This window comes from Streptomyces sp. NBC_01707 (genome assembly GCF_041438805.1).
Lineage (GTDB): Bacteria > Actinomycetota > Actinomycetes > Streptomycetales > Streptomycetaceae > Streptomyces.
This window is the reverse complement of record NZ_CP109190.1, coordinates 7,882,138-7,893,711: the sequence shown is the minus strand read 5'-3', so window position 1 is coordinate 7,893,711 and position 11,574 is coordinate 7,882,138. Positions and strand designations below refer to the sequence as shown.

Sequence of the window (11,574 nt, the reverse complement as noted above, 5' to 3'; positions counted from 1 at the left end):
AGAACCGGTGCGTCCTGCACATATTCCCTGCCTGCCGTGCGAGTCGGGCGCCGGCCCCCGGGCCGTCCCGCTCCGGAGCACCCGGCACACGACAGGTCGCTCCGCAGCAGGTGCTGCGGCCCCCGTCATGTTCTTCGCGGTCCTGCAAGAGGGCCGCCGGCCTCCGGGCCCGGCATGACTGTGTCCCCCTGTCGAGCGATGACCTGGGGGGTGGTGTCACCGGGCCCGAGAGGCGCCGTTGGAGACGTGCCCCACACCCTGCGCTCGCTCGAGCTGACTGATGAGATAACCGCCGAACTCAGTCGTCGGGGACCTCGACGCGGGTGCTCCGCGCCCGCTCATGGACTCCTCCATGGCGTCGTAGAAGGCGCTGATCCCCTACGCTCCGGCGTACAAGAAGCGGACGATCGCGGTCCGGTACCACCGGACGAGGAGATCTCCGTACGGTGTGGGTGCCTGCTCGTCGAGGGTGGCCGGCCCGGCGTCCTACCTGCCGCCCCCGGATCCTCGGCTCCGGGGTCAGTCAGACCTCGGCCGGGTGGCATAGAAAGCGACAGCCGAGGCAGCGGCCACGTTCAGGGAGTCGACACCAGCATCCATCGGAATGCGTACATGCTCATCGGCGGCCCGCAGCGCTCCGGCCGACAACCCCTCCCCCTCCGTGCCCAGCATCAGGGCCAACTTTTCGTATCGGCGGCCGGCGAGTTCGTCGAGGGTGATGGACGTCGCCGCGAGCGCGAGCGCCGCGAGCACGAAGCCGTGCTTCCGGACGACATCGGCGTCACGCGGCCATGACTCGAACCTGGCGTACGGGACCGCGAGGACAGCCCCCATCGACACCTTCACGGCCCGTCGATAAAGGGGGTCGGCACAGCTCGGGGTGAGGAACACGGCGTCCACTCCCAGAGCCGCTGCATTGCGGAAGGCCGCCCCCAGATTGGCGTGATCGACGATGTCCTCGAAGATCGCAATACGACGTTGACCAGCGCGCTCCGGTAGACCTGAAGGCAACACCGCGCCGATGTCGGTGTCGTCGTTGACCGACTCCATGACGCCGACCCGGCGGGTCGTCGTCAGCAGTTCGTCGGCCGTCGGCAGTGGTTTGCGCTGCATGGAGGCGAGTGCGCCGCGGTGTACGTGGTAGCCGGTGACGCGCTCGGCGAGCTCCGGGCTGACCGCGTAGACCGGGGCCGGCACCTCGTCGATGACGTCGCGCATCAGGTCGACCCATTTCGCCGAGAGCAGCATGGACCGCATCTCGTACCCGGCGTGCCTGGCGCGTCTGATCACCTTCTCACCCTCGGCGATGAAGAGGCCCTCGGCGGGCTCACGCCTGCGCCGGAGTTCGACGTCGGTCAGGCCCGTGTAGTCGCGCAGGCGCGGGTCGTCGGGGTCGTCGACGGTGATGAGATCTGCCACAGGTTGATACTGCCTTGTCCGGTGTGTGGTGCCAACGGCTTGGAAGAAGATCCGTTACCGCTGGTTACTCGGCGGGGTTCGGGAGGGTGGCCGTACCGACCGCGACGACGTCACCGATGACGATCACGGCCGGGGGGCGTACCTCTTCGGCGGCGGCCCGTTCGCCGACGGTCGCGAGGGTCGCGTCGACCCTGCGCTGTGCCGCCGTGGTGCCCTCCTGGATCAGGGCGACCGGTGTCCCGGGCGCCTTGCCGTGGGCGATGAGGGCCTTGGCGATGGCGCCGATCTTGTCCACGGCCATCAGCAGCACGAGGGTGCCACGCAGCCGCGCGAGGGCCGCCCAGTCGACCAGCGAACGCTCGTCGTCGGGGGCGACATGGCCGCTCACCACGGTGAACTCGTGGGCGACCCCGCGGTGCGTGACGGGGATACCGGCCGCGCCGGGTACGGAGATCGAGCTGGAGATGCCGGGGACGACGGTGCACGGGATGCCCTCGGCGGCGAGCGCCTGTGCCTCCTCCATGCCCCGGCCGAAGACGAACGGGTCGCCGCCCTTGAGCCGGACGACGGCCTTGCCCGCCTTGGCGTGCTCGATGAGCGCCTGGTTGATCGCCTCCTGCGCCATGAAGCGGCCGTACGGGATCTTCGCGGCGTCGATCACCTCGACGTGCGGCGGCAGTTCGTCGAGCAGGTCGCGCGGGCCGAGCCGGTCCGCGATGACGACATCGGCCTCCGCGAGGAGGCGCCGCCCGCGCACGGTGATCAGGTCGGGGTCGCCGGGGCCTCCGCCGACCAGGGATACGCCGGGAGTGGGGCGGGTGCGGTGGTGCGGGGCGGCGAGCGTGCCGTCGCGCAGACCCTCGACGATGGCGTCGCGGACGGCGGCGGAGTGGCGCGGGTCGCGACCTTGCGCGTCGGTGGAGAGGACGGCGACGGTCACGCCCTCGCTGCGGCCGGTGGCCGGGGTCCAGGCGGTGGCGACATCGGCGTTGTCGCTGCGCACGCACCAGGTGCGGGTCCGCTCGGCCTCGGCGGACGCGGCCTCGTTCGCGGTGGCGTCGTCGGAGGCGATGAGCGCGTACCAGGTGTCGGTGAGGTCCCCGTCCTCGTACCGGCGGCGTTCCCAGTGGATCTCACCGGCGTCAGCCATCGCCTCGACGGACGGCGTCGCGGACGGCGATACGAGGGTGATGTCGGCGCCCGCAGCGATGAGTGCGGGGAGGCGGCGCTGCGCCACCTGACCGCCGCCGACAACGACGACGCGGCGCCCGCTCAGGCGCAGTCCGACGGGGTACGCGGGATGATCGGCGTGCTCGGCCATGGCGGTGCGGGCTCCTCGGGCGATACGGGGTGCGTGCGGGCCGCTACGGCGATGGAGCGGCTGTGACGTGCGGTTTTGTGCGGTGTGGGTCCACGATACGGGGTGCGGCGAGGCAGGCCGGTGGGACGGGTGGGGGCCGCTGCGCGGTGCTCTTCCCCACCCACCCCTTCCTGGAACCCGGGCTCCGCCCCGGCCCCATTGCCTCAGGCGCCGGCGGGGCCGAGTACGCCCGGACGCTACTTCTCGGTGACGCCCGCCGAGTCGAACGTCGCCACCTCGTGCATCGCCCGCGCCGCGCTCTGCACGATCGGCAGCGCCAGCAGCGCACCCGTGCCCTCGCCGAGGCGGAGGTCGAGGTCGACGAGCGGGCGCAGGCCCAGCTTGTTGAGCGCGGCGACATGGCCGGGCTCCGCGCTGCGGTGACCGGCGATGCACGCGGCGAGGGCCTCGGGGGCGATCGCCCGGGCGACCAGGGCCGCGGCGCCCGCGCTCACCCCGTCGAGGACGACGGGCGTACGCAGCGACGCTCCGCCCAGCAGGAATCCCGCCATCGCGGCGTGCTCCAGGCCACCGACCGCGGCAAGTACACCGATCGGGTCGGACGGGTCGGGCTGGTGGAGTTCGAGGGCACGGCGGACCACGTCGACCTTGCGGGCGTGCATCTCGTCGTTGATCCCGGTGCCGCGACCGGTCACCTCGGCCGGGTCCATGCCCGTGTACACGCAGATCAGCGCGGCGGAGGCGGTGGTGTTGGCGATGCCCATCTCACCGGTGAGCAGGCCCTTGTTGCCTGCCGCCACCAGATCGCGGGCGGTCTCGATGCCGACCTCGATGGCCGCGAGGACCTCTTCACGGGTGAGCGCCGGACCGGTCGTGAAGTCGGCCGTTCCCGCACGCACCTTGCGCGGCAGCAGGCCGGGGGTCGCGGGCAGCTCCGTGGCGACGCCGACGTCGACGACACATACCTCGGCGCCGACCTGGGCCGCGAACGCGTTGCAGACCGCGCCGCCGCCGAGGAAGTTGGCGACCATCTGGCCGGTGACCTCCTGCGGCCACGCGGTGACGCCCTGGGCGTGTACCCCGTGGTCCCCGGCGAAGATCGCGACAGCCGCGGGCTCCGGGATCGGCGGCGGGCACATCCGGGAGAGCCCCGACAGCTGCGCGGAGATGATCTCGAGCATGCCGAGCGCACCCGCCGGCTTGGTCATCCGCTTCTGGCGTTCCCAGGCCTCACCGAGCGCCTTGGCGTCCAGCGGACGGATGTTCGAGATGGTCTCCTGCAGCAGGTCGTGCGGCTCCTCGCCGGGCAGCGCGCGGCGACCGTACGTCTCCTCGTGGACGACCCAGGACAGCGGGCGCCGCTTGGACCAGCCCGCCTGCATCAGCTCGGGCTCCTCGGGGAACTCGTCGACATAACCGACACAGAGGTACGCGACGACTTCGAGGTGCTCGGGCAGGCCCAGGGCGCGGACCATCTCGCGCTCGTCGAAGAAGCTGACCCAGCCGACGCCGAGGCCCTCGGCGCGGGCGGCGAGCCACAGGTTCTCGACGGCGAGCGCCGAGGAGTACGGGGCCATCTGGGGCTGGGTGTGCCGGCCGAGGGTGTGGCGGCCGCCGCGGGTGGGGTCGGCGGTGACGACGATGTTCACCGGGGTGTCGAGGATGGCCTCGATCTTCAGTTCCTTGAACTGCTTGGCCCGGCCCTTGGGCAGCGATTTGGCGTACGCGTCACGTTGACGCTGCGCCAGTTCGTGCATGGAGCGGCGGGTCTCCGCGGAGCGGATGACGACGAAGTCCCAGGGCTGCGAGTGGCCGACACTGGGCGCCGTGTGCGCGGCCTCGAGGACGCGGAGCAGCACCTCGTGCGGGATGGGGTCACTGCGGAAGCCGTTGCGGATGTCGCGACGTTCGCGCATGACCCGGAGCACGGCTTCGCGCTCGGCGTCGTCGTATCCGGAGGCGGCGGCTCGGTCGGGGGTCTCCGTCACGGACTGCGGCACCTCGTCGGCCGGCACCTCGGCCAACGGGGCCTCCTCGGGCTCCTGGTCCGGCGCGGTCGCCTCGATGTACAGGCCGGCGTCGGTGGGCGTGAGGTCCGGGGTCTCGATGACCTCGGGGCCGGTCTCGGGCTCGAGCACGAGAACCGGTTCCGGGGCCGTTTCGGCGGCGGGCGCGAGGACGGGTTCCTCCGGAGCGGCGACCGGCTCCGGCGCGGCCACGAGTACGGCGACCGGCTCCGGCGCGGCCACGAGTACGGCGTCGGGTTCGGTCACGACGACGGGCTCGGGTACGGCCACCGGTTCGGGCGCGACCACGGGTTCGGGCGCGGGTACTTCGGCCACGGCAGGCGCGGCTGCGACGGGCTCAGGGTTCTCGGGCGTCTCGACGACCGGGGCCGGTACCGGCTCGACGGCGATCGCGACCTGCTCGGGCTGGGCCTGCGGCTCCGGAACGGGTACGGGTTCCGGCGCGACGACGGCTTCCGGCTGCGCGACCTGCTCCACCACGGCGTGTTCCACGACGGCCTGCTCCACGACCGGCGTCGGGGCCAGGTGCGGAGTCGTCGGCACGGATCCCTCCACGGGCACGAACCGACCCATCGATGCGCCGTCCGCAGATGCCTCGGCAGCGGCCGACACGGCCTCCGGTGCGGCCTCGACCGGCTCGGCGACCGGTACCGGCTCGGCGACCGGCTCCGGGACGACCGTTTCTGCGGCCGCTTCCGCGATCACGGCTTCCGTTTCGACCGCCACGGGCGCCGCGACCTGTTCCGGTACGTGGGCCGCCCACGGACTGCCGACCTGCGGCGGGATCTCGCCGAGCTGCGGGCCCGGCAGGTCGAGGTACTCGGGACCGGTGGTGGGCGGTCCCGCGTGCCGCGCGGGCATCGGGCTCTGCGGCGCCTCGGCGGGTCCGCGGTCGGCGAGCGAACGGACCACACCGCCGGTCGGCGTCCCACCGTACGACGGGGTCGACTCGCCCGAGGCCGGGCCTCGGTGCAGCGGCCGGCGCGCGGGGGCGGCCGCGACCGGCGCGGCGACGGAGGCCGGTACCGGCATGCGTACGCCATTGAGATCGACGGCACCCGAGTCACGACCGCCGGACTCGTGCGTGCCCTGCCCGGTCTCGGTCATCGCTCCTGCCACGGCCTGCTGCACGGCGTACACGGCCGGGTCCGGTGCCTCCTGGACCTGCACGGTTCCCTGGGCCTGCACGGTCTGCACACCACCGACGTAGCCCTGCGGCTGCGCCTGGTAGGCGGCCTGCCCCTCCAGCGGCGCCGGTGCGTGCACGGCGCCGCCCACCGGCTGACCGGGGACCGGTGCGACCTGGGGCTCGCTCCAGGCGCCTTGCGGGCTCGGCATCAGCAGAAGATCGTCGTCCTCGGACGCATGCTCGGAGGGAGCGAGGAAGGTGTACGCACCCGGGGCGGGGTTGCCCGGCTGCTCCACCATGCCTGCGTTCTCCGGCAGTCCCTCGCCCGGGATCTGGCCGGTGTCACTCATGCGTACCCCTCGCCCATCGTCAGTGCTCCTTCGGCCCTTCGCCCGGGACGCCCGAACACGGCACGCCGGCGCTCGTCATGAAGAACGAGCGGGCTCGCCGCGCGGCACGAATCGGTCGCGGACACACATCATTCTCGCGGCCGTTCGCCGCCGCGGCAGGTAGTTCCGCCACGGCTCGCTGTGGACTGCGCCACGTTGCGCATCCCCCGGGTCCGCCGTACCACAACGGGGTCCAAAACGGTCCCCTTTTCCGGACATTGACGAACGAAGCGACGAACGGCCGGGTGCGGTACAACGATCGGCCAGCCTACCCCGCGCCGTACACCGACCGGGTCAGGGGGCGAGGTCCGACCGCAGCGCTGAGAGCAGAAACACGACCGAGCGTTCGCGCTCCGACCATGCGGTCGTGTCGAGTTCGACGGACTGGAGGAGGGCGCACTCGACGGTGTAGCCGTTCTCGGCGAGTGCCGCACCGAGCGCTTCGGCCTCGTCCCGGGTCGACGCGTGGGTGACGATCCGTTCCGGCCTGCGGTCGGCGACAGCGGTGACGACGGGGACCCCGCCGCCGCCGATCCGTACGACATCGGGTTCCGGCAGCCGCTCCAGCACGTGCGGGGCGCGGCCCTGGACGACCTGGAGCTGTACGCCGAAGGCCCGGGCAGCGGCCGCCGTCCGGGCGCAGGCGTCCGGATCGCTGTCGACGGCCAGCACCGCGGCGCCGAACCCTGCCGCCTCCACGGCAAGAGCTCCGCTTCCGGAGCCGATGTCCCAGACGAGGTCGCCGGTACGCGGGCCGAGGCGGGCGAGTTGGGCGGCCCGCAGCCCCGGGGACTCGCCCTCGCCCGACTCCCCTTCCGGGTCCGTCGCGCTGCCGGGGTAGGCCTCCGAGGGCAGTGCCCAGCCGCGTACACCCTGGGGGTGACGGCCGGCGATCCAGGAGCCGCCGCCGGTGGACTGCTGCTCGGGGCCGCCACCGATGACGATCACGACGTTCGGGTCGCGCCAGACGTGGTCGGCGGCCTTGTCGGAGGTGACGACGGTGACCTGTTCGCGTGCGGTGCCGAGTTCCTCGCAGATGACGAAGGTGCGGTGCACGCCTTCGAGGAGCAGGGCGAGTTCGGCGGGGCCCGCGCCGGGCGAGGTGAGGACGGCGACCTTGTGGTGGGCCCGGCAGACGTTGACGGCGCGGCGCAGGGTGCGGGGGTGGGCGACGACGATCTGGGCGTCCTCCCAGGGCATTCCGGCGCGGGCGAACGCGGTCGCGACGGCGGACACGGCAGGCACGACTTCGACTTCCAGGCCGTGTTCGGGTGCGCGGAGATTGCGTACGACTCCGAAGAAGCCGGGGTCGCCGTCGGCGAGGACCACGGCGCTGCCGCGGTGGCTGGCGATCCTGCGGGCGGCGAGGTCGATGGAGCCGAGGCGGATCCGTTCGGCGGTCGCCGGGACTTCGGGGAGTGCGAGGTGGTGGGCGGCGCCCGCGACGAGGGTGGCGGCCGAGAGCGCGGCCCCGGCCGCTGCGGTCAGTGGCGAGCCGTCCCAGCCGATCACCGTGACCCGGTCGGCCATCTTTCGTCAGTCTCCTGGAGTTGTCGCAGGTGGGGCTGCCCACGAGCGGCGGGCAGGGTGAGAGTACCTGGTCCCCGGCCGGACCGGACCGGTGCGGTCCCCGGCGTCGGTTCCGGCGTCAGTTCCAGTCGCTGTAGGTGCCGTAGCCGCCCGCGTCGGCCAGCTGCTCGGCGACTCCTTCGAGGTCCTCGGGAAGCAGCCCCCAGACGATCAGATCGGTCCTGATGTCGGTCCAGCCGCCGTCCTCGGTCTGGGTCCTCGCTATCCGGGCGTTGCGCAGGACCCCTTCACTGATGCAGCCGAGCTTCTGGGCGACCTGCTGGGAGGCGGTGTTGTCGGCGGCGGTGCGCAGTTCGATGCGTTCGAAGCCCTGGTCCCGGAAGAGCCACTGGGCGACGGCGAGCAGGGACTCGGTGGCGTATCCCTCGCCGCGGGCCCAGGGGGCGGTGATGTACGCGGCTTCGGTGGCGAGGGTGCGCCAGTCGGTGTTCCGGAGCCGCACCGAGCCGACGAGCCGCTGGGTGAGGAACTCGCTGACGGCGAAGACGATTCCGTCACCGCCGGTGCGCTGCGCGGGGGCGATCCGGCGGACCCAGCGTTCCGCGTCGACCTGGGTGTAGGGGTGGGGCGCCTCCGTCCAGGCGGTGACGAGTTCGTCGTTCATCATCTCGATGTACGCGGGGACGTCCGTCATGTCGAACGGGCGCAGCACCAACCGATCCGTGCTGATGGAGATGGACGGAAAGGTGGAAGTCATGCGCAGCTCCATGCCGAAGACCGTGTAAAGGCACAGCATGCAGCATCGGGCGGATGTTGTGCATGGCCGGGTGCGCACGGCGGAGCCCCGCGCACCCGGGTGGGGTGCGCGGGGCTCGGCCACGCTCGTGCGGTTCGGGTGTCAGGAGTTGACGAGGGGACCGAAGTCGGGGATGACCGAGCCCTGGTAGGTGTCCTCGATGAACTTCTTGACCTCGTCGGAGTGAAGGAGCTTCACGAGCTTCTCGACGCGGGGGTCCTTCTCGTTGCCCTTCTTCACGGCGAGGAGGTTGGCGTACGGGTTGCCGTCCGCCTTCTCCAGCACCAGGGCGTCCTCGGCGGGCTTGAGCTTGGCCTGGATGGCGTAGTTGCCGTTGATGACGGCGGCGTCGACATCGTTCAGGGCGCGGGGCACGGTTGCTGCCTCCAGCTCCTTGAACTCCAGGCCCTTCTTGTCCGTGATGTCGCTGATCTTGGCGTTGGTGCCGACACCGTCCTTGACGGTGATCAGGCCGTTCGCGGCGAGCAGCTGGAGGGCGCGGCCCTCGTCGGTGGTGTCGTTCGGTACGGCGATGGTCTGGCCGGCCTTGATGTCCTTGAGGTCCTTGACCTTGTTGGAGTAGAGGCCGAGCGGTTCCAGGTGCACGTTGGCGACCGCGACGATGTGGGTGTTGTTCTTCTTGTTGAAGTCGTCGAGGTACGGCCGGTGCTGGAAGAAGTTGGCGTCGACCTGGCCGTTCTCGGTGGCGGTGTTCGGCAGGACGTAGTCCGTGAACTCCTTGACCTCCAGCTTGAGGCCCGCCTTGGCCGCCAGGTTCTTCTTGACGAAGTTCAGGATGTCGGCGTGCGGCGTCGGGGACGCGGCGACGACGAGTGCCTTGGAGGTGTCGGCGTTGGCGCCGGTCTCGCTCTTGGAGGCCGGGTCGGACGACGTGCCGCAGGCGGTGAGGCCGAAGGCGAGGGCGGCGGTGGCGGCGGCAGCTGCGGTGATCTTGATGTTCTTACGCACGAAAAGTGCCTCTTTCTGATGGTGAGGGTGGTGCGCCCGGACAAGGAGTTCGGGCTTGTGAGCGGAGTGAAGGTCTCAGGAGGCGGTGCGGCCCCGGCGGGCCAGCAGGCGCACGGCCACGTCGCCGATCAGCTGGACCACGGTCACGATGACGACCAGCAGCGCGACGGTGATCAGCATGAACTGGTTGTCGAAGCGCTGGAATCCGTAGGTGACGGCCTTGGAGCCGAGCCCTTCGCCGCCGACCGCACCGGCCATCGCGGAGTATCCGATGAGCACGATGACGGTCGTGGTGACCGCGGAGACGAGCGACGGCAGGGCCTGCGGCAGCAGGACCTTCCGCACGATCGTCGGGATGGATCCGCCCATCGACTGGACGGCTTCGACGAGCCCGTGGTCGACCTCGCGGACGGCCGTCTCCACGAGCCGGGCGAAGAACGGGATGGCGCCGACGGCGAGCGGCACGATCATCGCGGTCGGGCCGATGAAGGTGCCGACGACCCAGGTGGTGAAGGGGATCAGAGCGATCAGCAGGATGATGAACGGCAGCGAGCGGCCGATGTTCACGATCACGCCGACGACCTTGTTCACCACGGTGTTCTGGAGCAGTCCACCCTTGTCGGTGAGGACCAGCAGTACGCCGAGCGGCAGTCCGACGAGAACGGTGACGACCGCGGACCACAGCACCATGTAGAGGGTGTCGACGGTTCCCTGGGACAGCAGTGGCTGCATTTCGGACCAGGTCACTTGGCCACCTCCTTGGTGAGCGGGGTCTGGGTGAGTGCGGCGGGGGTCTGGGCGGGGATGCCGTCGGCGGCCACCGTGTCCACGACCTCGGCCTGCAGGCCCTGCTCGCGCAGGAAGCCGATCGGGACGACGTTCTCCTCGAAACGGCCGGGCAGCTCGATGCGCATCCGGCCGACCTGGTTGCCGCCGACGGTGTCCATCGCGGCACCCAGGATCGAGATGTCGATGTTGTACGTACGGGAGAGCTGCGAGATCACCGGCTGGGTCGCGGCCTCGCCGTGGAAGGTGACGTCGACGACCGTCCGGTCGGGACCGGAGGCCGTACCGCCGACCGGGAACAGCTCGTGGGCCAGTTGGGAGCCGGGGGTGGCGAGCAGTTCGCCGACCGTGCCGGACTCGACGATGCGGCCCTTCTGCATCAGGGCGGCCGAGTCGCAGATCGTCTTGACGACGTCCATCTCGTGCGTGATGAGCAGGACGGTCAGACCGAGCTGCTGGTTGAGGTCGCGCAGCAGTTGGAGGATGGAGCGGGTGGTCTCCGGGTCGAGGGCGGACGTCGCCTCGTCGGAGAGCAGCACCTTGGGGTCTCCGGCCAGCGCCCGGGCGATGCCGACGCGCTGCTTCTGGCCGCCGGAGAGCTGGCCGGGGTAGGCCTTCGCCTTGTCGGCCAGGCCGACCAGGTCGAGGAGTTCGAGGGCCTTACGGGTGCGGTCGCGACCGGAGACGCCGAGGATCTCCAGCGGGAGCTCGATGTTGTCCTGGACGTTGCGCGAGGCCAGCAGGTTGAAGTGCTGGAAGACCATGCCGATACGGCTGCGCGCCTCGCGGAGCTCCTTGCCGGCCCGGCGGCCCCGGCCGGCGAGCGCGGTGAGGTCCTGGCCGGCCACGGTCACGGTGCCCGAGGTGGGGCGTTCCAGCAGGTTGACGCAGCGGATCAGGGAGGATTTGCCGGCACCGCTCTGTCCGATGACGCCGTACACCTCGCCCTCACGGACATGCAGGTCGACGCCGTCCAGAGCAGTGACCTCTCGGCCGCGCGACTGATAGACCTTCGTGAGGCCCGTAGTGGTGATCACAGGGGTTTCCGTCACTGTCGAGTGCACGGCGCGGTGTCCGCCGGGCACGGGGCATTCGTCTGAAGAGACTGTTCGGACTCGGGTGTTCGGCCGGTGGGTCTCGGCACGGCTGCGGCGGCGGTCCGCCGGGGCAGGTACGTGCTGGAGCGGCTCGTTCCGCTGGGTGCGGAC

8 protein-coding genes are annotated in these 11,574 nt (G+C 71.1%); all 8 read right to left on the bottom strand.

Features of this window, described 5'->3' with window-relative positions; genetic code table 11:
- Window positions 1–519: 519 nt before the first annotated feature.
- The 8 genes from OG963_RS35355 to OG963_RS35320 all read right to left on the bottom strand — a co-directional run bounded on the left by OG963_RS35355 (window position 520) and on the right by OG963_RS35320 (window position 11,403).
- Window positions 520–1,419 (bottom strand): RNA methyltransferase, encoded by a 900-nt coding sequence (locus OG963_RS35355; RefSeq protein ID WP_093775283.1) that lies wholly within the window; start codon window positions 1,417–1,419, stop codon window positions 520–522.
- A 64-nt stretch (window positions 1,420–1,483) separates the two neighbouring features.
- A complete protein-coding gene (cobA, locus tag OG963_RS35350) occupies window positions 1,484–2,740 on the bottom strand; it encodes a uroporphyrinogen-III C-methyltransferase (RefSeq protein ID WP_030918706.1) in 1,257 nt (418 codons plus the stop codon).
- Window positions 2,741–2,976: 236 nt separating this feature from the next.
- Window positions 2,977–6,246, bottom strand: coding sequence for a nicotinate-nucleotide--dimethylbenzimidazole phosphoribosyltransferase (gene cobT / locus OG963_RS35345; RefSeq protein WP_371799822.1), 3,270 nt, complete (start codon window positions 6,244–6,246; stop codon window positions 2,977–2,979).
- A 333-nt stretch (window positions 6,247–6,579) separates the two neighbouring features.
- On the bottom strand, window positions 6,580–7,815 hold the full coding sequence (gene cbiE, locus OG963_RS35340; protein WP_371799821.1) for a precorrin-6y C5,15-methyltransferase (decarboxylating) subunit CbiE: 1,236 nt from the start codon (window positions 7,813–7,815) through the stop codon (window positions 6,580–6,582).
- A gap of 118 nt (window positions 7,816–7,933) precedes the next feature.
- The gene (locus tag OG963_RS35335) at window positions 7,934–8,611 is read right to left on the bottom strand and encodes a GNAT family N-acetyltransferase (RefSeq protein WP_030918699.1); all 678 of its coding nucleotides are present in this window, start codon (window positions 8,609–8,611) and stop codon (window positions 7,934–7,936) included.
- A 102-nt stretch (window positions 8,612–8,713) separates the two neighbouring features.
- Entirely contained in the window at window positions 8,714–9,580 is an 867-nt protein-coding gene (locus tag OG963_RS35330) for a MetQ/NlpA family ABC transporter substrate-binding protein (RefSeq protein ID WP_093775277.1), read from the bottom strand.
- A gap of 75 nt (window positions 9,581–9,655) precedes the next feature.
- A complete protein-coding gene (locus OG963_RS35325) occupies window positions 9,656–10,327 on the bottom strand; it encodes a methionine ABC transporter permease (protein WP_093775275.1) in 672 nt (223 codons plus the stop codon).
- Entirely contained in the window at window positions 10,324–11,403 is a 1,080-nt protein-coding gene (locus OG963_RS35320; protein ID WP_176902248.1) for a methionine ABC transporter ATP-binding protein, read from the bottom strand. The genes OG963_RS35325 and OG963_RS35320 overlap by 4 nt, the downstream gene beginning before the upstream one ends.
- Window positions 11,404–11,574: the final 171 nt, after the last annotated feature.

Excerpts from the sequence above, each read along its gene's own strand:
- cobA (WP_030918706.1), bottom strand. The coding sequence starts at position 2,740 with ATGGCCGAGCACGCCGATCATCCCGCGTACCCCGTCGGACTGCGCCTG.
- cobT (WP_371799822.1), bottom strand. The coding sequence starts at position 6,246 with ATGAGTGACACCGGCCAGATCCCGGGCGAGGGACTGCCGGAGAACGCA.
- cbiE (WP_371799821.1), bottom strand. The coding sequence starts at position 7,815 with ATGGCCGACCGGGTCACGGTGATCGGCTGGGACGGCTCGCCACTGACC.
- OG963_RS35335 (WP_030918699.1), bottom strand. The coding sequence starts at position 8,611 with ATGCTGTGCCTTTACACGGTCTTCGGCATGGAGCTGCGCATGACTTCC.